This window comes from Nocardia sp. NPDC058666 (assembly GCF_042714895.1).
Classification (GTDB): domain Bacteria; phylum Actinomycetota; class Actinomycetes; order Mycobacteriales; family Mycobacteriaceae; genus Nocardia.
The window spans coordinates 335453-355833 of record NZ_JBHXRY010000003.1; the positions used below are offsets into that span (position 1 = coordinate 335453).

Genomic DNA, 20381 nt, shown 5'->3' on the forward strand with positions numbered 1-20381 from the left:
TTGCTCCTCGGCGTCGGGGGACTTGGAGAACAGCGCGCGTCAGCGTCCGGCGATCCCGGACACGCACGCGACGAATCGATCGATCTCATCGAGGGTGTTGTACAGCTGCGTACTCACCCGCACCGAACCATCCCCGCCACCCGCAGCGGGCACACAGTGCGCCCCGGTCCGCACCAGAAAACCGGATTCGGCCAGCACGAACCCCAGATCGGCCGCACTGATCCCGTCGAGGGTGAACGAGACGATCCCGTACCCGACTTCACACCCCGCATGCGCGGGACCGGGCAGGAACTCGACCCCACGAACCTGCCGCAGACCCTCGATGAGCCGGACGGTGAGCACCCGGTTGTGCGCCGCGACCGCGAACCGATCGAGTTCATCGAGTAGATCGAAAGCCGGTGCGAGAGAAAGAATGCCGGGAATGTTGGGAGTTCCGCCCTCGAGCAGCGAGGGCATCCCCGTACCGACCAGGCCCGCCTCGGTGATCTGGACCCCCGACTGCCCACCCGGCAGAAACGGCCGCAGCCGATCGTGTACCCGGCGATGGCAATACAGCAGCCCCGTACCCGGCGCGCCGAACATCTTGTGCCCCGCGAACACCGCGAAATCCGCACGCAAAACGGTCACGTCCACCGGCAGATGCCCACCGCTTTGCGAACAGTCGAAACACAGCAGGATCTCGGGATCGATGCGCCCGTGCAGTTCTTCGAGGGTGGTCAGCCCGCCGTACACGTGATGCAGGTGGCTGGTGGTGATCAGCCGGGTCCGCGGCCCGACCACGCGGAGAATGTCCTCGACATCGGCCTCACCCGCCGACGTACTTCGATAGGGCCGCAACACGATTCGCCGACCGAACCGAGCGAGCGTGTCGCGCAGATGGTGCCAGGGCAGCACGTTCGCGGCATGATCGGCGGGGTTGTAGACGATCTCGTCGCCGTCGTTCAACGCCGCCAGACCCCAGCTGTACGCCACCGCACCCAGCGCCGCGGTCGCGCCACCGGTGAACACGATCTCGTCCGCGTGCTGCGCCCCGACAAAACCCGCCGCACGCGCACGCACCGCGGCGATCTGAGCCGACAACGACGTCGCCCACCCGTACGTACCCCGACCCGCATTGGCGGTGTGCTCGCGGTGATACGCGGTGACCGCCGCGATCACGGTATCGGGCTTCTGCGTGGTCGCCGCACTGTCCAGATACACCACCGAGGGATCGGCCAACGCCGGAAACCGCGCACGAACAGACGACGGCACCGGCGTGGGCGCGTGCTGGATCACCGTGGCGGCGGCGAACTCGGGCCGGGCGGGGTGCACCCGTTCAACGATACGCACGTTCCCGGCGCGACCGCCGAAGAATTCTCGGCGACAACACTTTTCGGTACTATCAGGCCCGCGCGCTAGTAGTTGCCCTGCAGATACTCGACCAGATGTTCACGCTCAGCGGCCAACTCGGTGATCTCGCTCTTCACCACATCGCCGATGCTGACAATCCCGATCAGCCGGTCCGATTCCACCACCGGCATGTGCCGAATCCGATGCTCGGTCATCACATCTCGCAACGACGACACATCCTCGGTCGGCGCACAGGTGCGCACCTTCGCCGTCATGATGTCGGTGACCGGGCGATCCAGCAGTTGCGCACCGTGGGTAGGCAGATGTCGCACCACATCGCGTTCGGACACGATGCCCGCGATCGCCGCACCGTCGGGCGACACCACCACCGCACCGATATTGTGCTGCGCCAACACCGTCAACAATTCCCGCACCGTGGTCTGCGGCGGCACCGTGGTGACCGCCGTGCCCTTGTTCCGCAGAATCTCCGCTATCCGCATCCGTGGCCGCCTGTCCGCATCGAAACGTCGCCCCCCAGCATGACCTGACCGTACGCCGGTGACCAGCACGAAGACGTCACGTCCGCGCTATTCGTCGTCCAGCCCCGCAGACAGGTAGGCCGCCGCGGCCAGCCACTGGCGACACTGCGGCCCGTGGATGTCGTGCTGGCGCAGCATGTCGCGCGCCTGCCGGTAGGTCAGCGTGTTCGGTTCGTCGGCGCACGTGGTCGGTGGTGCGCCCGCGGCACCGAGATGTCGCTGAAACGGACTGCTCATCGCATGGCCCCTCGCATCCGGCGGCGGAAGCCGTGCCGGCCGGTGTGCGCCGGTGTTGCTCCCGGTGATCTCGCGGCCCGAGACGATGGCCGATTCGTTTTCATATGCAAGCACATCTGCACGGTCGATGCGGTCGTTTCGGGCCGCTATCGGCTTGTGGCGCTGGGAAATTCAGGGGGCTGGACACCGGGGTGGACCGTGCGTCCCGGTGCTGAGATCGGGTAAGTACCGACCGGTGCGCGGTAGCTGCGCGCGTGTTAATCTCGCCCTCGCGCAACGCGGATGCAAGAACGTTTGTGCGTGCATCTGCAATGTTCGTACCGAGGGTGTCATCGAGTAACGAGGAGTGCGGTATGTCCGGAATGCAGCATGATCAGCGTGAACGCCCGGAAATCGGGGCGTGGCGCAAGAGCACCTACAGCAACCCCAGCGGCAACTGTGTCGAAGTGGCCGAAGCCGCCGACGGCTCGGTGGCCGTGCGCAACTCGCGCGATCCGCAGGGGTCGGTGATCTTCTACACCCGCCCCGAGATCGACGCGTTCATCCGCGGCGCGAAGGCCGGAGAGTTCGACTACCTGACCGGGTAATCGGTACCATCTGGACCTATGACGGCTGAACCCCACGAGATCGGTCGCGTGCAACCGGTTGTCGACCGCGGCCCCACCGTCTTGCGCATCGCGCTGGGCGGTCAGCTGCGCAAGTTGCGCGAAGGCAAAGGCATCACCCGCGAGGCGGCCGGTGACGCGATCCGTGGGTCACACGCCAAGATCAGCCGACTCGAACTGGGCCGCACCGGTTTCAAGGAACGCGACATCCGGGATCTGCTCACCCTCTACGGTGTGCTCGATCCCGTGGAGCGCACGGCGTTCTTCGAATTGGCAAGGCAGGCAAGCGAACCCGGCTGGTGGCACCGCTACAGCGACCTGCTGCCCTCGTGGTTCAGCACCTACCTCGGCCTGGAACAAGCGGCCAGTCAGATCCGTACCTACGAGGCGCAGTTGGTGCCCGGCCTGTTGCAGACACCGGAATACACCAGGGCGGTGGTCACGCTCGGCGTCGACGACGCGGAAACCGACCGTCGAGTCCAGGTCCGGCAGAAGCGCCAGGACGTACTGCACCGGGTGAACCCGCCGGTGGTCTGGGCCGTGATCGACGAGGCGGTGCTGCACCGACCGATCGGCGGACGCGAAGTGCACCGAGCGCAGCTGCGCTACCTGGCGGAACTGGCGGCGCTGCCCCATGTCACCGTGCAGGTGCTGCCGTACGCGGCGGGCGGACACGCGGCGGCGGGCAGTTCGTTCAGCATTCTGCGCTTCGGCGAACCGGAACTGCCCGACATCGTCTACCTGGAGCAACTCACCAGCGCGCTGTACCTGGAGCGGCGCCAGGACCTCGCGCTGTACCTGTCGGTGATGGATCAGCTCAGTGTGCAGGCGGAACGACCGGATCGCTCACGCGAGATCCTGCTCGAGCACGCCGAGCGAGACTGAATCAGCTGCGGCTACTGCGCGGTATCCGAGAGGGCGCAGTATGTGTTACCGCTCAGTATTTGATACAGCCGGCGGCGATCCGCCAAAACGTGTCGGGGGTCAGTGTCTGCAGATCCCAGTCGTCGGCCAATTCGTGCGCGGTACTGACGATGCGTTCGATATCGAAGTCGTTGCGGGTGGCCGCGCCGGTGGATTCCACCGCGTCGATGACGAACGCGACCGCGCTTTCCCGTGACCACCGCGCGTGCTCGGGGTGGGTGGCCGCTGCGCGATCAGCGAGGCCGTATCGACCGTTGGTGCTATTCATGTAATGCCCCTGTGCTCAGGCAGTGGCAAACTCGAGGCAACTGATGCCCCGGGTATGCCGCTCGCGGCCTCCCCTGACTATCCCCTGAATTGTGTTGCGGCCCTGAGTTTAGGACGCAGTCACTTTCAGATGCAAGCACATCTGCACGATCGATTCCGTCTCGATGCGGTGTATATCCCGGCTTCTGGGTGGCGAATCCGGGTTCGTGGGACCGACTTCACCCGGTGCGGTCCGCGAATAGTGGCGTGACCGGCGGTTAGCCGTGTTCACGAGCCGAAAACCGGGGCACCCCACCTGGTGAGTTTGCTGTAACTCGTTCGAAATATGTTGCGACAGTTAATTTATGGCAATCGCACAGTCGTGTTGGCCGATGCGCCGAACGGCATTGTCAACGTTCGGGCCCGCCGGGGTTGCAGTTCGCCGACACCGTGGCCTGATAGCCGACGTCGGGTCGCCACGGTTCCAGATTCCAGCTCGGCTTGTCCGGTGCCACCATCCTGGCCCACACCCAGTGGCAGACGAACTGGTCGCGCATACCCGGTGCGTCGGCATCGGGGTCCAGCGCGCGCACTTCCTGCCAGGCCAGCTCGTCGGTGCCCGGTGCGGCGGTTTTACGACCCGCCTCGGTGGGGAACACGAGCAGCCGTGGCCCGTCGATGTTCGAGGTCCAGGTCACGTGGTCGATGAGCGGCAGGCCCGCGTACGGGTCGACGGCGGGGGTGCGCGGGGCGATTGTGGCAGGTACCCGGATGGTGGTGGTGGGCGGCGGGTCCGCGACAGTCACTTCCTCGGCCGAGCCGCAACCGGCCAGCAGAGCCACCACGCTCGCGGCCAGTACGAATCGGAACTGCCGTGCCACCAACGCCCCCTTCGGCCACCGCGGGGCCCGCGCCCGCGCGACCAGCCTAGTGCGATGTCAGTGCCACAGCGACCGGCAGGGTAGTCGGCGAAGACCGGGTTCGACCTGCCCGTCGACGGTCACCAGCAGCCCCGAATGCACCGCCGCCGAAGTGAATTCCCACGCCTCGGCCTGTGTGGCCGCGTATTCCAGCACCAGGGCGTCCTCGGGCGTGGGCCCGTCGAAGTACACCGTGATCCGCCGGGTGGGTATCTCGTCCTGGTCGGTGCGGTGGGCCGTGGCGGCGATGTTCTCGTCGATGGGAATCATGGCGTACTCCTTTCGCCCCGGCGCTGGTGAGCGCCTTCCTACTCGACGGTAGGGCTTCCACCATCGACAGGAACACGTTCCGATTTCGCTTGGAGATCTCACAACCCATCCGTGGCTGCGGCGGTGTGCGCGCATACGGTCGCGCGGGCTACCTCCGGTCACAACCTCGCACCGCGCAGGTTGTGAGCTCCGCCGATGTTCGTGCGACCCGGCGACGATCAGCCACGGTACCGGCGAGGATCGCTGTGGACAGTAGCGACACGGGAGGAACAGCTGCATGATCTGGCACCGAACACTTTTGGCCTGCGCGGCGGCAGCGGTGCTCACCGTGGTGCCGACCGCCGCGGGCCACACCGCACCGCTGTATCCCACTGCCGACGCCGACCCCTTCTACACTCAGCCGACCGATCTGAAAGACCACAAGCCCGGCGACGTGCTCGGCGTGCGCGCGATGCCGCCGCTGGCGATGTTCCCCGACACCACGATCACCCTGATCCAGTTCCGCTCCACCAATTCCGCGGGCGACCCGATCGCCGCCACGACCACGGTGTTGCAGCCCACCAACCACCGCCCCGACGCCCCTGTGCTGTCCTACCAACACATCATCAACGGGCTGGGTACCCGCTGCTCGGTGTCGAAGGTGCTCTACACCGACGACCCGGACCTGATGGTGCGGGAGTCGGTGGCGTGGAACTTCGCGCTCAAACGTGGCTGGACGATGGCGGTGCCCGATCACCTTGGCCCCAACTTCGCTTATGGCGCAGCCAAATTGGGCGGACAGGTGACCTTGGACGGCATCCGGGCGGTGCGCCAGGTCGAGCAACTGCGAGTCGGCGGCAGTCGGGTGGCGATGGCCGGGTACTCCGGCGGCGGCATGGCCACCGCGTGGGCCGCGGCCCTGCAGCCCGAGTACGCGCCCGAGCTCGAGATCGCGGGGGCCGCGATGGGCGGAGTGCCGATGAACCTGGTGTCGATGCTGGAAGGGCTGGGCTTCGGCGCGCATCCGGTCTTCGGACTGGCGTTGGCCGCGGGGATCGGCCTGGAACGTGAATACCCGCAACGCTTTCCGATCAGCGAGCAGATGAACGCCAGCGGTCTGGCCGCGCGGGCGTCGATCCGCGATGCCTGCACCAACGACATCCTCGGCGCCGGCGCTGGCCGCGGCATTCTCGACTTCGCCGCCACCACGTCGCTGGTGGAGGATCCCGAAGCACGCGCGGTAGTGGAGGAGAACAGTCTCGAGTTGTACCCCGGTGCGCCGACAATGCCGGTGTTCGAATGGCATTCGCCCATCGACGGTCTCATTCCCGTCGGCGCGATCACCTCGACCATGCACCGGTGGTGCGCGGCGGGCGCGAAGGTCGTCAGCCAGGAGACACCGGTCCCAGACCACCTGACCGCAGCTGTGCTCGGATTGCCTTCCGCGCTGAGTTGGCTCGATGCCCGGCTGCAGGGGGAACCGGCGCCCAGCACCTGCTGAGCCCGGTTCGGGTTCGACCCGGATCCGCACGCCCCGATACGGATCCGGGTCGATACCTTCTTTTCGCATGCCGATTCTGTTGCGATACAGCGGCATTGCGCACACGACTGGGCAACAACGCCGATGCCGTGCGGTGCCCGCCCGTAGCGTGGAAACTCTGACGACGGCGCGGTGGGGGAGTTTCGGCGGGGGTCGAAGCACATCCGTTGTGGCACGTCATCGACGAATCTGTTGCCACCCGAAGGCGTGTGTGTCATGAGATCTGTTCGAGCTCTTATTCTTTCGATGCTGCTGCTGTGCACGTTCGCGGTCGGTACCGCGGCCGCGCAGCCGCCGCCGACCCATCAGTTCCCGGTGCCCCAGTTGGGCACACCCGGTTTCCTGCCCGATCTGCAACGCTGGATCGACCAGGTGATCCCGTCGCCGATCCAGTCCGATCCCGCCGATCCCGACGCGGAACTGGCGGCCTTGCACGCCGCGGTGCTGCCGTCGCCGGTGGGTGATCCGATCTTCGATCACTGGCCGGCCGACCTGGCCGATCTGTCGCCGGGTGACCTGATCGAATCGCGCGACATCACCGCGACCGCGGCCTGGCTGACGCTGGTCCCGATCCGCTCGGCGACCCTGCTGAAATTCCGCACCGACGATTCGCAGGGCAGGCCCTCCTACGCCACCGCGACCCTGATCGTGCCCGCCACCGCGTGGACCGGCCCCGGCGACCGCCCCGTGCTGGTCAACAACCTGCCGATCGACGCGCTGGGCCGCAAATGCACCCCGGGTTACTCACTGGCGCACGGACTTTCGACCCAGTCCAGCGCGACCGAGTTCATCCCACCGACCACCCAGCTGGCCGTATTGCGCGGCTACGCGGTGCTGGTGCCCGACCACCAGGGCCCGTGGATGGCCTACGCCGAACCGTATGTCGCCGGGCACGCCGTGCTCGACTCGATCCGGGCGGTGCGCGGCAGCGACCCGGTCACCTACGGCGACAGTCGCTTCGCGATGACCGGGTACTCCGGCGGTGCCATCGCCACGCACGGTGCCGCGAAGCTGATCGACTCCTACGCACCGGAATTGGCCGATGCGATCGTGGGCGCGGCACTGGGCGGAGTGCCCGCGGATTTCGAGATCCTGTCGCGCAGTATGAACGGCAACCTCGCCTCCGGAGTTTTCATGGCCGCGACCTTCGCGATCGGCCGGGAACGTCCGGAAATCCTCGCCGCGATGAACAATCTGGGCCGCTGGGCGACCACCTCGGTATTGAAAGACACCTGCCTGAGCGTGTTCGCGGCACCGGGAATCCTGCATCTGCCGATCGACGTCGGTGCCAATATCGCCGACCCACTGCGCTCGGAACTGGCCACCGGCATCTACGAGGTGACCCGAATGCAAGGTATGCGTTCGGCAACGCCGCTGTATATCTACAACGGTGACCAGGAATGGTGGATCCCGGCCGAAGGTGCCCGCAATCTCTACGCGCAGCAGTGCGAACTCGGTGCGAACGCGGTGTATCGCGGGGTGCTGGGCGAACATCTGATCGGGGCGGCCACGGGCTATCCGGAGGCGATGCTGTGGCTGGACCAACGACTGCTCGGAGTCCCCGCTCACAGCGAATGCTGAACGCACAGATGATCTTTCACAGTGCCCGGTGAACGACCTCGAAAAATTCCTGTGCCCCGTCATGGCAGTTTTCGGCGGGACGTGGTGACCTGCCCAGACCGCAGGTGACAAGCGTGGAGTCACGATTTCCGCGGCATATGTTTTGGGCGGTTTCGACAAGCCATTCGTTCTCCCGGCAGAAAAGGGGCGGCGAATATCGAATCGCACAGGAAGACAAGTCAACACATGAAAACTCCTAGTCGCAGACGTTCGTTGGCCACGGCGGCATTCGCCGGGTTCGGCGCGCTGTCCATGGTGTTCACCGGGCCGGGGGCGAGCGCGGCCCCCGCTGCGGCGCCGACCGAGGCCGAACTGGCCGACATCGTCTCCGAAGGCCGTCAGGTCGACGGAAGCGCGGGCACCGGCTCCGCGTGCACCTCGGGCAGTGGTGCCGGTTCGGGTAACGGATCCGGTGATTGCTACGGCGGTTCGGGTTCCAGCTCCGGCTCTTCGGGCGGCTACTCCTCCGACCCCGGCGCGTACGGTCCTGCGTCCACGGCGTTCCTCGCCGCGTTCGCGTACGGCCTTGGCAATCCCGACGCCGCCGCGCCCGGCACCAACGACTGGAACTGCAAGCCCACCGACGCGCATCCGCGCCCGGTGGTGTTGCTGCACGGCACGTGGATGAACGCCTACAACGGCTACGCCTTCATGGGTCAGCCCATCAAGGACGCCGGCTACTGCACGTTCACGTTCAACTACGGCCGCTCGAACATGATGGAAGGCGGTGGCCTCGGCTCGTTCCTGCCCGGCGTCATGGGCACCGGCTACATCGAGGATTCGGCGAAGCAGACCGCGGCGTTCGTGGACCGCGTGCTCGCGGCCACCGGCGCCGACGAGGTCGACATCGTCGCGCACTCGCAGGGCGGGTCCATGGCCAACCACTACACGAAGTTCGAGGGTGGCGCGGCCAAGGTCGACAAGCTGATCACCTTCGGTGCCACGCACCACGGCACCAGCCTCGACGGCATCGGCGCACTGGGCCGCATGATCAACAACCTGGGTATCGACATTCTCGGTCCGATCGAGATCTTCGTCGGGCACGCCGGTATCCAGCAGACCATCGGCTCGGATTTCGTGAACAACCTCAACGCCAACGGTGACACCGTTCCCGGTGTGAACTACACCGTGGTCGGTACCCGGTACGACGAGGTGACCAACCCCTACGACCTGACCTTCCTGAAGGCAGGTCCCGGTGCCACGGTCAACAACATCACCCTGCAGGACGGGTGTGAACAGGACGTCTCCGACCACCTGACGTTGATGTACTCCCCGCGTGCGCTGTCGATCGTGTTGCGCGCGCTGGATCCGGTGCAGAACCCGCAGCTGACCTGCGCGTTCAACCCGTGGCTGATCGGAGGTGGCGGTTCCCTCTAAGGATCAACACAACAAAGGCGCTGCCCGTACGCGGACAGCGCCTTTGTTGTGAGTCGAGTCAGGCAGGAACGGAACGGTAACTGCGCGCGACCAGCGCGGAACGCAGGTACCACAGCCCCGAGGGCTGCGTCGGGTCGAACCCGGTGAGCTGGCCGATCCGCTTGAGGCGGTAGTCCACGGTATTGGTGTGCACGTGCAGCACACGCGCGGTGCGCTGCCGGTTGAGGTTGTTGGCGATGTGCCGCTGCAGCGTTTCCAGCAGCTCGGGGTACTGATCCAGCGGGTCCAGCAGCGAGCCCAGGAATTCGCGGCCGGGGCCGGGGCGGGTGAGCTGGTATTCCAACGCGAGCTCGTCGAACCGGTACAGGCCCGAGGTCACTTCCAGGCGCTGCACCATGTCCAGCAGCTCGTGGGCCTGATCGGCGCCGTCGGGCACCCCGGTGGTGGTGCATTCGACCATCGCGGCGGTGATGCCGACCTGCGCGGCCTGCGACAGCTGGGCGACCAGGGCGGCCAGACCGTCGCGATCGAACGCGTCGGCCGGAATCAACACGGTGCCGCCGTCGACGCTGAGCAGCGACAACGCGGAGTCACCGCAGCGCTTGGCCAGTTCGGCCTGCACGCGGCGCAGCTTGCGACGGGCCACGACCTTGGCGTCCAGCGCCGGGTTGGCCTCCTCGCGATGCTGCGGGATCGACAGCGCCAGCACCGTGTAGGTCTCGGCGATGGTGATGCCGCATTCGCGGGCCATCGTGGAGGTGCTGTGCCCGCCCAGCAGCGCCGAGGTGAGCGTGTGCACGGCGGTGTGATGTTCGCTGACCACCCCGCGCAGCTCCCGCACATAGGCCAGGGAGATCTGGGCGGTGATGGTGTCCAGCAGTTCCATCACGACCTTGACACCGCCGACCAGGCTGTCGAAATCCTGGCCCGAGGCGCTGGAAACCACCAGATCAAGGCCCATTTTGAAGCCCTCGGCGATCGAGTGGTGGATCGTGTCGATCGGCACGCCCTCGCGAGCCCACGCGCTGGCCGCGTCCTGCAGACGCTGTTGCTTGCTGGGAATATCGCGTCCGTCGAGCATTCCGACGGCGAATTCCAGGCAGATCCGGGTGATCGTGGTGACATCGCCGGAGATGGCGTCACCGGGCAGCGTGCCGCAGGGCGCCACGGTTGCCACGAAATGCCCGACCATCTGCCGGGACAACGCGCGAACGTCCTTCAGCGGCAACGACATCGGCTTGCCCGAGACGGTCAATGACGGCCGGGGTGGATTGTGGACGGACATCTATATTCCCTTCGCCTGATTTCGGCTGTACCCCCCGCTGTCCAGCGAACCCCACCCTAACGAACTACAAAGCAAACCGGAATGGATTGTCAGGTTATGGGTACGGGGCCCAGGTCTGTGCGACGGGGTAGTGACAGGTCACAAGTCTGGTTCTGAGCTATCAGTGGTTGTAGAGTTCTGCGCCATGCGACCTGCTGTTCGTTGTCTGGTCTGGGAACTGGACGAGACCCTGTGGGAGGGTGTCGTCCACGACCAGACCGGCACCCTGCTGCGCCCGCCGGCGCTGCGCACGCTGACCATGCTCAGCGAGCGCGGGATCCTGCACGCCGTGGCCGCCCGCGGCGACCGCGCCGCAACCCTGCGCGCCCTGTACCGGCACGGCGTCTACGAGATGTTCTCGGCGGTCGAGGTCGGCTGGGGCCGCAAATCCGCCTCGATCGTCCGCATCGCCGGCACCCTGGGCCTAGGCCTGGACTCCCTGGCCTTCCTCGACGCCGAACCGATCGAACGCGCCGAAGTCTCCCGCGCGCTGCCGATGGTCCGCTGCTACGCCGCCCGCAACGCGGACATGCTCCCGCTACTCCCGGACTTCCGCCACAACCTGCGCTCGGACCGAGCCCCCACCCCACCCCTGGGCTTCGCCCGCGTGCCCGCGTTCTGATCGCGCCCGGCGAACGACGACGGCGCGCCCACAGGGGACGCACCGCCGACGGTGAAATCAGTCCTGCGCGAGGATGAAGTCCGCTGCCTGTTCGCCGATGAAGATGGCGGGGGCGTTGGTGTGGCCGCGGATGATCAACGGCATCACCGAGGCGTCGGCCACGCGAAGGCCTTCCACGCCACGGACTTTCAGGTCCGGGGTCACGACGCTGGCGGCGTCGGTGCCCATGCGGCAGGTGCCGATCGGGTGGTACAGGGTGTGCGAGAACTGTTCGATGGTCAACGCGATGGTGCCCTCGAGATCTTCGGGGGCTTGCGGCGGGTAGATCAGGTCGCCCAGTGCGCTCTTGAGCGCGGGCTGGCCCGCGAGCCCGGCGCACAGACGCAGTCCGGCCTCGAGCGCGGCGCGGTCGGCGCCGTCGGGGTCGGACAGGTATTGCGGATCGATGACAGGCTTGGCCGTGGGGTCGGCGCTGGCCAGGCTGATCTTGCCGCGGCTGCGCGGACGCAACAGGATCGCGCCCAGCACCACACCGTGTTCGGTAGCCTCGACCAGACCCTCGTGGTAGAACGGCGCGGGTGCGTAGATCAGTTCCAGATCGGGGTGCTCGAGGTCGGGTTCGCTGCGCACGAAACCGTACGCCTCACCGACATTGGAGGTGAGCATGCCGCGGTGGCGGACCAGGTAGTTGATCAGCTCGAGGGGCTTCTCCGCGGTGTACAGCGAATCCGATTCCACGCCGTAGCCCAGCGCCGCGATCAGGTGGTCCTGTAGGTTCGCGCCGACCTCGGGGGAGTGCGCGACCACCTCGATGCCCAGTGCTCTCAGGTCTTCCTGATCGCCGATGCCCGAAAGCTGCAGCAGCTGAGGACTGTTGATCGCCCCACCGCACAGGATGACCTCACGGTTGGCGGTCACCGTCTGCGTCTGCTCGCCCTTGCGGTACTCCACACCCACGGCCTTGGTGCCCTCGAAAAGCACACGCGTAGCCAACGATTCGGCCAGCACGGTCAGATTCGACCGCTTCATCGCCGGACGCAGGTACCCGTCGGCGGTACTCCACCGGCGACCCTCACGCTGCGTGACCATCGTCTGCGTAAACCCCTCGGGTGCGGGACGATTGGCCGCCTCGAGCTCGTGACCGGCCTGACGCGCGGCCTCGAGGAACGCGTGCGTGGACGCGCGCGGGTTGCGCTGCCGCTGCACATACTGCGGCCCCTTCGACCCCTCGTCGGGGAACTGCGCGTCCTGCACGTTCTCGATCTTGCGGAACTGCTCCACCGCGGCGGCGAAGTTCCACTGCTCGCCCGCCAGCAGCCCCCACTCCTCGTAGTCGGCGCGGAAACCACGCACCCACATCATCGCGTTCATCGACGACGATCCGCCGAAGGTCTTGCCGCGCGGCCAGTAGATCTCCCGGTCACCCAGCGCGGCCTGCGGCACCGTCGAGTAGTCCCAATCCCGTTCGCTGCGAAACAGTTTCGAGAACGCTGCCGGAATGTGGCAGAACTTGTCGTCGTCGGCCGGTCCGGCCTCCAACAGTACGACCGTGGTGGCGGGGTCGGCGCTGAGCCGATTCGCCAGCACCGCCCCCGCGGATCCGGAGCCGACGATCACGTAATCCGCGGACGTCCCACCTGCTTGCACTGTCCAACTCCGATCTGCACTGCGTCACTGATTCGGCGCGCCTGCTCGCGGGCATGAAAAGCCCGCGAGCACAGCCGGACTCGTCGTCGGGCGTGGCGCTGCAAGCAGAGTACTGACACTGCGCCCGCGATGGGTTGTCTGCGCCTCAGCCCGCTGCGGCGGCCTTGCCCGCGCGCCGACCGTAGAAGCTGCCGTCGCCCAGTGACGCCCCGCTGACGTACCCGCCCGCGCACAGCCCCGACGTGCAACGACCCGCCGCGAACAGCCCCGCGATCGGCTCCCCGCTCACGTGCAGCACCCGCGAATCCAGGTCGGTGCGCAACCCGCCCAGGGTGAATCCGGCGGTGAACCCGCGCAGGTCGTAGCAGGCGATCGACCCCGAAATCGGCCGCACCCATTCGGGTTTCTTGCCCAGCAGCGGATCCTCGCCGTTCTCGGCGTGCTGGTTGTAGGTGGCGATCGTGGTCTGCAAAGCCTGTGCGGGCAAACCCATTTCGGCTTCGAGTTCGGCCGCTGTTTCGGCCACCCACTTCGGCGGGAACCGGAAGAACGGGGTCGCGGTCACCGTGTCCAGCGCTTCTTCCAGTGACTTCTCGTCGATGATGAGAAACGCCTGATTGTCCTGCTGCAGCAGCGTGGCCTGCCCGATCCGGCCCGCGTAGGTGTCCTCGGGGATGTAGCGCTGGCCGCGCCCGTTGACCAGGATGCCGCGCGCCATCATCTGCGGATCACCGAAGATCGCGACCTCGCTGGCATCCATGTGCGCGAGCTCCGCCCCCAATGCCTGCGCCAGCCGGATGCCGATGCCGTCGTGTTCCTCGATGGCCGCACCGGGTCGCCCGGTCAGTTTCGGGGTGTAGCGCGCGATCATGTCCTTGTCGTAGGCGAAACTGCCCGTGGCCAACACGACTCCCCGCGCCGCGCGCACAGTGACCGGCTTGCCGTAGTTGGTCGCCAGCACGCCGACCACGCGATCATCCTCATCGACGATCAACCGGCGGATCCTGGTGTCGTATTCGACGGCGATGCCCAGCTTTTCGACGGTCTCCGCCAGGGGCTTCATCAGCATGTACCCGCCGCTGCGCCTGCCGATCTTCTTCTCCGCGAACTCCGGAACATGCCCGCGCGGTGCGGGTTTCGCCAGATCGAGAAACGGCGCGGAGTTCTCGCCCCCCGAATACATCAGCCCTTCGTCATGCGGCGGTTCCCAGCCAGGCTCACCCCAGAACGACTCCTTGAACGGCACCCCGCAGTCGACCAGCCAGTCGAAGTGCTCGACGCTGCCCGCGCAGTAATCGTCGATCTTGGCCTGGTCCACGCCGGGCCCCAGCGCCGCGGTCAGAAACGTCGCCATATTGTCCGCGGTGTCATCGAACCCGAGCGCCCGCTGCAGCGCCGTGCCACCACCCAGGTACACGAACCCGCCCGCCAGCGCCGCCGCCCCACCCCACCCGCCGGTCCGCTCGAGGATCACCACGTTCGCCCCCGCGCGCGCCGCCTCGATGGCCGCGCACACCCCCGCGATCCCGTACCCGGCCACGACGACATCGGCCTCGATATCCCACTGCGTCACCGCACTGGCACGCAGCGGTCGCACGGTGTCGATGCGGGGTGGTTCTTCGGTCACGCTGGCCTCCGGTGTCGGTGTGTGTACCGAAATGGTGCCGCCTGGCCGCCCACAAAACAAGAACGTGTTTCAGAAAGGTGTATCGGCGCGCTCGGGTACCGTGGCGCGAGTACAGACGTCACGACAACGAACTGGTGGTGGAACCGATGAGCGGCAACATTCGAGACATTGCGGTGCAGACCCTCGCGGGCGAGGACACCACGCTGGGCGACCTGGCGGGCGACCGGGCGGTGCTGCTGGTCAACGTGGCCTCCAAGTGCGGCCTGACCCCGCAGTACGGCGCCCTGGTGGACCTGCAGAAGACCTACGGCGAGCGCGGTTTCACCGTGATCGGCTTCCCGAGCAACCAGTTCATGGGTCAGGAACCCGGCACCGCGCAGGAGATCCAGGAGTTCTGCTCGGTCACCTACGGCGTGGATTTCCCGCTGCTGGCCAAGGCCGACGTCAACGGCGACGACCGCCACCCGCTCTACAGCGCGCTGGTGGAGACCGCCGATGCCGAGGGCGCGGCAGGCGACGTGCAGTGGAACTTCGAGAAGTTCCTGGTCGCCCGCGACGGCACGGTCGCGGGCCGCTTCCGTCCGCGCACCACCCCCGATGCCGACGAGGTCGTGCAGGCGATCGAAGCCCAGCTCTGACCTACTGGGCGTTCGCCAGCAGCGCGTATTGCGCGGCCGCCTGCTGGCGCACGCCGGTGGCTTCCGCGCCGCTGACGAACGCACCGTAGTCGCGGTAGCTCACGTAACAGCGGGTCAGCGCCTTGCCTTCGCGCCGCTCCGCGCAACGCGCACCCGGCACGTCATCGGGTGCGGCCACGGGATGTGCTGCGGTGCTGAGGGTTTCCTGCCACGTCGTGCCGAAGTCGGTGGCGGAAGCATCGTCGCGGAACCGGAACAGCGTGGTGCTGTACGAATTCGCGACCGCGTCCACCCCGCCGCGATCCCAAGCCGCACCCAACTCCTCGGGCTCGGCGGGTCGGTAGTGCAGGCTCGCCCGACCGATCCACGCCGAGAATTCGCGCGAGGAGATCGCGATCTGCTGATTGCTCGGGCCGGGAATCAGGGTGCGGCGCAACAGATCATCGGGGTCGCGGGGGAGTTCGGCGATGCGATCCGGTGCGGTCGGGGTGAACTCGTCCAGCAGCGGGACCTGAGCGTCCAGGATCGCGGCGACCCGACGGGCCAGGGCGTCGATATCCGGTGTCGGATGCTGCAGGAACATGCTCACCACGATCTCACCGTGCGCGAAGGTCGCACCGATCGTTTTGATACCTGGTCGCCAATGTGCGTGTGCGGCAGGGTAACCGGGAATCGGAACGGGCTGGTTGTCCGGGCTGACCCCGAAATCGGCGGCCTCCAGCTCGCGTGCCGCGGTCGCGGCGGTTTCCTTGCCGGGAAACCGCAACAACACCACCCGCGTCACCCGCGCGTCGGTCTCGATCGCCGGCTTCGCCTTGTCGAACGCCTGACTGCCCTCCGCGATGTCGAACCCCACGATCATCCGATGCCGTTCCAGCACCGGCAGATTGACATTCGAGATCGCCGACACGTCCGACGTCCGCCGCGGTGTGTCCAGCACATCGCTGCCCCAGTTATGGCGCAGCGTCGAATCGACCTCGCGCGGAAACACCACCGCCCCAGCCATTCTCAACCCTTCGAGAATCGGCCCGTCCGTCGGCTTCCGGCCCGCCTCGATATCGGCGGGCGCGGTCGTATGACTGCCCACATCCAGGGTTCGCACATCGATCTCACCCGGCACCGCCGCACCGTCGACGGTGCCGCAGCCCACGAGCAGAACAGCGAGCGCGCCCAGTGCCAAGCGCGCGGTCACAGGGGTGCGGTGGTCAACCATTGGTCGATCATCTCCTGATGGGTGTGGCCCTTCCAGTAAACCTGGAGCAGCACAGTCGAATACGGCGCGGTGTCGAAGTGCACCAGCAACCATGGTCCGGTGGAGCCGTTGAAACTGCGCACGGTCAGGGGGCGGCCGTAGCGGGATCGCAACTGCTGGGTCGCCCCGGCGGGCAGGGTGGCGATGAACTTCCCGACGGTGTCGGCGTCCTTGTGCGCCATCACCTGCAGTTGCAAGCCTTCGCGGTCGGTGCAGTCAAATCCCGTGTCCCACACTGCTTCTGGGCTCTTCGTCGCGAAGCTGCACTTCAAACCTCGATACCCCTCGCTGTCGGGGCTGGCAGGAAGTAGATCGGGGAACATCGCGATGGTCGGTCGGGCCGCCGCCCATGCATCGATCGTGGTGGTGGGTGCGACGGTCGTGGTTGTCGGCAAGGTGCCGGTGCTCCCGGAGTCGCGACTGATGACAACCGCGGTAGCCACCCCGATCGCCACCGCGAGTCCGAGGATCCCCGCTACCCACCACGCTGTTCTACCTCGACGAACCCGACCATCGACATCCCGCCGACTTCCGACGCCGACCGCTCGATTACCCGCGGAGCCGACTCCCATTGTGCCCCAGTGTCGTCCGTGCACCGCGGCCGAAGCCGGACCGTCTTGATCCATCTCCGTGCCAGGAGTAGGGGCGGTGAGGCCTGACCCGAAAGCTACGCCAGCGTCGGTCAGCGGCTGCGTCGGAGCGACTCCGGTCGTCAACGCGGTGGTGGCCGCCGCCACCATCTCCGCACAACTGCCGAACCGCTGCCCCGGATCCTTGGCCAACGCCCGCGCGAACACCAGATCCACCGCGGCGGGCATCCCCACCACCTCACTGATCCGCGGCACCGGCTGCATCAAATGCGCACCCACCAACGCCCCCGCATTGGTCGCGGTGAACGGCGGTCGCCCCGCGAGCAGATGAAACAACGTGCACCCCAACGAATACTGATCCGACGCAGTCCCCGCACCCCGCCCATCCAGCTGCTCGGGCGCCGCATACCGCAACGTCGCCACCAACGCCCCCGTCTGCGTCAGCGCCGTCCCCTCGTCAACAGCCTTCGCGATCCCGAAATCGGTGAGCAACACCCGCTCCCCACCCACCCCCTCACCCAACAAAATATTGGCCGGCTTCACATCCCGATGCAGCAACCCCGCGGCGTGCGCATAATCCAACGCATCCGCAGTCGCCCGCGCAATATGCAACGCCCGCTCCGCCCCCAAACCCCCTGCGCGAACAGCAGACTCAGCATCAGTCCCCGCCACATACTGCATAGCAATCCACAGCCGTCCACCCTCGGCCCCACGATCATGAATCGCCACAATATTCGGATGATCCAACCGCCCCGCCAGCTCCGCCTCCCGCTCGAACCGCCCCCGAAAAACCGGATCCGCCGAATACGAGGAATGCAACAACTTCACCGCGACCACCCGAGGCAACCGAGGATGCCGAGCCGCATAAACACTGCCCATCCCACCAGCCCCGAGCACCCGCTCGATCCGATAACCGGCAAGCACATCCCCGGCCCTGAGCTCGTGCATGCTGCCACGCTAGTCCAGGATGGGCAGGTTCCGTCGTCTGACGTCATACCAACTTGCGGTGAAACCAATGAGACAATGAGACGAGGTCACCGTCGGGCGCCGACGCCCGTCGAACATCCATACCACCCCGAGGATTCGGTGGCGGGTCAGGAGACGATGCAACGCCGGTTCCGCGGCCAGTACTTCCGCAGACTTCGGCGCCCGGCAAGCCGTGATCGCTTTCGCCGCCCTCAGCACATCCGCGACTGACGGTACTGCGAGCGATTGGCAGGGCATCGCGGGTCGAGAGTGCTACGGATCGAACGGACTCTCCTGCCGCCGGTTGTGCATCTTGTGGGCGCAATTCACTGTCAGCGATTTGCCGTGCGCACCGGTGGTGGTGAAACCTCTCGGGAATGGAAGAATCGATCGAGCCTTCGGTGCTCGAAGCGATCAGCAGGGTTGAACCTGAGCCGATCCGCGAGCATTGGGTGATTGTCGCGAACAGGCGATATCCGCCCAAGCAGGTGTATCAGCTGATCACCGGTTTGCCACGCTCGGCGTATACGTCGCATCGCGCCCTCTCAGAGTTGCGCCAGTTGGGGCTGTCCACCAGCGTCTACACGCCGCCGCCGGTCGAGGCTGATCGGTCGGCATCCTCCGACAGATCCGGTGGCATCGTTGAATTGGCCGAGTCATTCGCGACGCTGTCGCGGTTTCTCACCGACCACGACCTGACAGCGCACCTCGCTGCCGCGGAGGCTGATTTCCATCATGCTGGATCTGAGGCGAGCCGGGACGTGACCACCAGGTACGGATTCAGCGACGACCTTCTTGACTCCGCGCTGGCAGTGCGCGCACACGTCGGGCGCCTCAATGACGTCATTCATGCGACCGTCATCGCACGCGTGCTACCCGACATCTTGGAAGAAGGAGAGGTTGTCATCCGACGGCCCTCTTTGGGAGCGGGAAATGATCCGTCGCGGCCGTTCGATCTAGAAACGAACCGTCGGATTGCCGAGTTCAAAGTTGCGCAGTGGAAAGGGGCCGACACCATGCGCAAACGAGGTGTCGTCTCAGACCTTGTCCATTTGGCACTGGACGAAAGCGGTCGGCGCGCTCAGCTTTTCGTCGTCGGTGCGTTGCCTGTCAGGTTTCTTACGGCATCAAAGTCGACGATCACCTGGGCTCTCGGCCGGTCGTCCCCGCACACCAGGGCCCGGTTTGAGCAACGTTTCGGGCCTGCGAGCGATTTCACCGTCGCGGATTTCGTTCGTACTCACGGCCGACGCATCGAGCTGGTCGACCTGGCAACACTCGTCCCGTCGTTGGCACTTCCGCCGGAGCTGAGCTGACCTGACGGCACCAGCATCGCCAATGCCCCATCGCTGCACCGCAGTCGCGTACCTCACGCATCCACGACAGCGTTGGTCCGCTCGTCCGATAGGCTGACGCAACGCAACTGGCGACGGGTGGACTACCACCGGGGAGCGGAAGTCGGAGCATCGCCCGCCTGGGTGCTCCACCATTTCGAGCAACCCGGAGCTTGCCGTGCTTGACGTCGTCCGTGCCACGAAATCCGATGCCGCAGAAGTCGTTGCGATGCGCCACGCCGCCGAGGACTGGCTCGCCACCAGCGGGGTCGAGCAATGGGGACGGCGCGAAATCCCCGAGCCAGTGTTTCACCGGCAGATCGATGCGGGCGAGTTCTTCGTCGCCCGCACGAGCGGTCGGCCGCAGATCGTCGGCACGCTGCGACTGCTCTGGACCGACCCCTTCGTCTGGCAAGACCGAGACACCTTCGCTGGATACGTTCACTCGCTGGTCATCGACCGAGCCCACGCCGGAACCGGGCTCGGTCTACGACTGCTGGACTGGGCAGCGAATACCGCCCGACGACAAGGAGCGCCCCTGCTTCGGCTGGACTGCGTCGAAGGCAACCAAGCTCTCTGCGAGTACTACCGGCGCGCCGGCTTCGACCAGGTCGGTCGCCGCGACCTCGGCCCTCAGTGGCACAGCGTCGCGCTGTTCGAACGTCACCTGGCCGACGTTCAGCAGGGGCGCGCTACGATCGCCTGACATGCACGTCGCGGAGGGACCGAGTTCCACCATTCGCAGATCGGGTCCCGTTGTTCTCGAACGAGTTTCGCCGTCTCGCCACCGCGATT

Annotated in this window: 20 protein-coding genes and 1 riboswitch; of the genes, 9 read left to right on the top strand and 11 right to left on the bottom strand. The window is 66.3% G+C overall.

From position 1 onward, the window contains the following. Positions 1–39 precede the first annotated feature (39 nt). The 3 genes from ACFWVD_RS10965 to ACFWVD_RS10975 form a co-directional block, all read right to left on the bottom strand. Positions 40–1311: an aminotransferase class V-fold PLP-dependent enzyme gene (locus ACFWVD_RS10965; protein ID WP_379241846.1), complete on the bottom strand. Its 1272-nt coding sequence runs from the start codon at positions 1309–1311 to the stop codon at positions 40–42. An 83-nt stretch (positions 1312–1394) separates the two neighbouring features. Further along, positions 1395–1829, bottom strand: a complete 435-nt coding sequence (locus ACFWVD_RS10970; protein ID WP_379241847.1) for a CBS domain-containing protein — start codon at positions 1827–1829, stop codon at positions 1395–1397. Between the two features lie 87 nt (positions 1830–1916). Further along, complete coding sequence (locus ACFWVD_RS10975; RefSeq protein ID WP_379241848.1) at positions 1917–2105, bottom strand: hypothetical protein; 189 nt, start codon at positions 2103–2105, stop codon at positions 1917–1919. A gap of 353 nt (positions 2106–2458) precedes the next feature. On the opposite strand from ACFWVD_RS10975, the gene ACFWVD_RS10980 reads away from it, so the two are divergent. Further along, positions 2459–2692 (top strand): DUF397 domain-containing protein, encoded by a 234-nt coding sequence (locus ACFWVD_RS10980; RefSeq protein WP_379241849.1) that lies wholly within the window; start codon positions 2459–2461, stop codon positions 2690–2692. Positions 2693–2710: 18 nt separating this feature from the next. Beyond that, on the top strand, positions 2711–3595 hold the full coding sequence (locus tag ACFWVD_RS10985; protein ID WP_379241850.1) for a helix-turn-helix domain-containing protein: 885 nt from the start codon (positions 2711–2713) through the stop codon (positions 3593–3595). Positions 3596–3647: 52 nt separating this feature from the next. On the opposite strand, the gene ACFWVD_RS10990 is transcribed toward ACFWVD_RS10985, so the two are convergent. From ACFWVD_RS10990 to ACFWVD_RS11000, 3 genes are all read right to left on the bottom strand, one after another. Beyond that, positions 3648–3902 (bottom strand): hypothetical protein, encoded by a 255-nt coding sequence (locus tag ACFWVD_RS10990; RefSeq protein ID WP_379241851.1) that lies wholly within the window; start codon positions 3900–3902, stop codon positions 3648–3650. 388 nt (positions 3903–4290) lie between these two features. Next, positions 4291–4761 carry a DUF2599 domain-containing protein gene (locus ACFWVD_RS10995; RefSeq protein WP_379241852.1) on the bottom strand — a complete coding sequence of 157 codons (471 nt, stop codon included), beginning with the start codon at positions 4759–4761 and terminating at the stop codon, positions 4291–4293. 57 nt (positions 4762–4818) lie between these two features. After that, positions 4819–5070 carry a hypothetical protein gene (locus ACFWVD_RS11000; protein ID WP_379241853.1) on the bottom strand — a complete coding sequence of 84 codons (252 nt, stop codon included), beginning with the start codon at positions 5068–5070 and terminating at the stop codon, positions 4819–4821. A gap of 277 nt (positions 5071–5347) precedes the next feature. Between ACFWVD_RS11000 and ACFWVD_RS11005 the strand changes: the two genes are divergently transcribed. From ACFWVD_RS11005 to ACFWVD_RS11015, 3 genes are all read left to right on the top strand, one after another. Continuing rightward, entirely contained in the window at positions 5348–6550 is a 1203-nt protein-coding gene (locus ACFWVD_RS11005) for a lipase family protein (RefSeq protein WP_379241854.1), read from the top strand. Positions 6551–6805: 255 nt separating this feature from the next. Next, positions 6806–8170, top strand: a complete 1365-nt coding sequence (locus tag ACFWVD_RS11010; protein WP_379241855.1) for a lipase family protein — start codon at positions 6806–6808, stop codon at positions 8168–8170. A gap of 225 nt (positions 8171–8395) precedes the next feature. Then, the gene (locus ACFWVD_RS11015) at positions 8396–9586 is read left to right on the top strand and encodes an esterase/lipase family protein (RefSeq protein ID WP_379241856.1); all 1191 of its coding nucleotides are present in this window, start codon (positions 8396–8398) and stop codon (positions 9584–9586) included. A 58-nt stretch (positions 9587–9644) separates the two neighbouring features. Here ACFWVD_RS11015 and ACFWVD_RS11020 read toward each other — a convergent pair whose 3' ends face one another. Further along, positions 9645–10871, bottom strand: a complete 1227-nt coding sequence (locus ACFWVD_RS11020; protein WP_379241857.1) for a PucR family transcriptional regulator — start codon at positions 10869–10871, stop codon at positions 9645–9647. Positions 10872–11055: 184 nt separating this feature from the next. On the opposite strand from ACFWVD_RS11020, the gene ACFWVD_RS11025 reads away from it, so the two are divergent. Continuing rightward, positions 11056–11532: a hypothetical protein gene (locus ACFWVD_RS11025; protein WP_379241858.1), complete on the top strand. Its 477-nt coding sequence runs from the start codon at positions 11056–11058 to the stop codon at positions 11530–11532. A gap of 57 nt (positions 11533–11589) precedes the next feature. On the opposite strand, the gene ACFWVD_RS11030 is transcribed toward ACFWVD_RS11025, so the two are convergent. Together ACFWVD_RS11030 and ACFWVD_RS11035 are read right to left on the bottom strand one after the other, a co-directional pair. After that, positions 11590–13179 (bottom strand): GMC family oxidoreductase, encoded by a 1590-nt coding sequence (locus ACFWVD_RS11030; RefSeq protein WP_379241859.1) that lies wholly within the window; start codon positions 13177–13179, stop codon positions 11590–11592. A 145-nt stretch (positions 13180–13324) separates the two neighbouring features. Beyond that, on the bottom strand, positions 13325–14806 hold the full coding sequence (locus ACFWVD_RS11035) for an FAD-dependent oxidoreductase (protein WP_379241860.1): 1482 nt from the start codon (positions 14804–14806) through the stop codon (positions 13325–13327). A 146-nt stretch (positions 14807–14952) separates the two neighbouring features. On the opposite strand from ACFWVD_RS11035, the gene ACFWVD_RS11040 reads away from it, so the two are divergent. Further along, complete coding sequence (locus tag ACFWVD_RS11040) at positions 14953–15444, top strand: glutathione peroxidase (protein WP_379241861.1); 492 nt, start codon at positions 14953–14955, stop codon at positions 15442–15444. Position 15445: 1 nt separating this feature from the next. Here the strand turns inward: ACFWVD_RS11040 and ACFWVD_RS11045 are convergent, their stop codons facing one another. Both ACFWVD_RS11045 and ACFWVD_RS11050 read right to left on the bottom strand, forming a co-directional pair. Then, positions 15446–16657: a hypothetical protein gene (locus tag ACFWVD_RS11045; protein ID WP_379241862.1), complete on the bottom strand. Its 1212-nt coding sequence runs from the start codon at positions 16655–16657 to the stop codon at positions 15446–15448. Further along, positions 16633–18234 (bottom strand): protein kinase, encoded by a 1602-nt coding sequence (locus tag ACFWVD_RS11050; RefSeq protein WP_379241863.1) that lies wholly within the window; start codon positions 18232–18234, stop codon positions 16633–16635. The genes ACFWVD_RS11045 and ACFWVD_RS11050 overlap by 25 nt, the downstream gene beginning before the upstream one ends. A 395-nt stretch (positions 18235–18629) precedes the next feature. Here ACFWVD_RS11050 and ACFWVD_RS11055 point away from each other — a divergent pair, with 395 nt between their 5' ends. Together ACFWVD_RS11055 and ACFWVD_RS11060 are read left to right on the top strand one after the other, a co-directional pair. Then, entirely contained in the window at positions 18630–19568 is a 939-nt protein-coding gene (locus tag ACFWVD_RS11055) for a hypothetical protein (RefSeq protein WP_379241864.1), read from the top strand. A 93-nt stretch (positions 19569–19661) separates the two neighbouring features. Continuing rightward, positions 19662–19739, top strand: a riboswitch (ZMP/ZTP riboswitch). A gap of 25 nt (positions 19740–19764) precedes the next feature. Beyond that, the gene (locus tag ACFWVD_RS11060) at positions 19765–20292 is read left to right on the top strand and encodes a GNAT family N-acetyltransferase (RefSeq protein ID WP_379241865.1); all 528 of its coding nucleotides are present in this window, start codon (positions 19765–19767) and stop codon (positions 20290–20292) included. The last annotated feature ends 89 nt before the right edge of the window (positions 20293–20381 follow it).

Excerpts from the sequence above, each read along its gene's own strand:
- ACFWVD_RS11025 (WP_379241858.1), top strand. The coding sequence starts at position 11,056 with ATGCGACCTGCTGTTCGTTGTCTGGTCTGGGAACTGGACGAGACCCTG.
- ACFWVD_RS11010 (WP_379241855.1), top strand. The coding sequence starts at position 6,806 with ATGAGATCTGTTCGAGCTCTTATTCTTTCGATGCTGCTGCTGTGCACG.
- ACFWVD_RS10990 (WP_379241851.1), bottom strand. The coding sequence starts at position 3,902 with ATGAATAGCACCAACGGTCGATACGGCCTCGCTGATCGCGCAGCGGCC.
- ACFWVD_RS10970 (WP_379241847.1), bottom strand. The coding sequence starts at position 1,829 with ATGCGGATAGCGGAGATTCTGCGGAACAAGGGCACGGCGGTCACCACG.
- ACFWVD_RS10985 (WP_379241850.1), top strand. The coding sequence starts at position 2,711 with ATGACGGCTGAACCCCACGAGATCGGTCGCGTGCAACCGGTTGTCGAC.
- ACFWVD_RS11045 (WP_379241862.1), bottom strand. The coding sequence starts at position 16,657 with ATGGTTGACCACCGCACCCCTGTGACCGCGCGCTTGGCACTGGGCGCG.
- ACFWVD_RS10980 (WP_379241849.1), top strand. The coding sequence starts at position 2,459 with ATGTCCGGAATGCAGCATGATCAGCGTGAACGCCCGGAAATCGGGGCG.
- ACFWVD_RS11015 (WP_379241856.1), top strand. The coding sequence starts at position 8,396 with ATGAAAACTCCTAGTCGCAGACGTTCGTTGGCCACGGCGGCATTCGCC.
- ACFWVD_RS11050 (WP_379241863.1), bottom strand. The coding sequence starts at position 18,234 with ATGCACGAGCTCAGGGCCGGGGATGTGCTTGCCGGTTATCGGATCGAG.
- ACFWVD_RS10975 (WP_379241848.1), bottom strand. The coding sequence starts at position 2,105 with ATGAGCAGTCCGTTTCAGCGACATCTCGGTGCCGCGGGCGCACCACCG.
- ACFWVD_RS11005 (WP_379241854.1), top strand. The coding sequence starts at position 5,348 with ATGATCTGGCACCGAACACTTTTGGCCTGCGCGGCGGCAGCGGTGCTC.
- ACFWVD_RS11040 (WP_379241861.1), top strand. The coding sequence starts at position 14,953 with ATGAGCGGCAACATTCGAGACATTGCGGTGCAGACCCTCGCGGGCGAG.
- ACFWVD_RS11000 (WP_379241853.1), bottom strand. The coding sequence starts at position 5,070 with ATGATTCCCATCGACGAGAACATCGCCGCCACGGCCCACCGCACCGAC.
- ACFWVD_RS11020 (WP_379241857.1), bottom strand. The coding sequence starts at position 10,871 with ATGTCCGTCCACAATCCACCCCGGCCGTCATTGACCGTCTCGGGCAAG.
- ACFWVD_RS11055 (WP_379241864.1), top strand. The coding sequence starts at position 18,630 with ATGGAAGAATCGATCGAGCCTTCGGTGCTCGAAGCGATCAGCAGGGTT.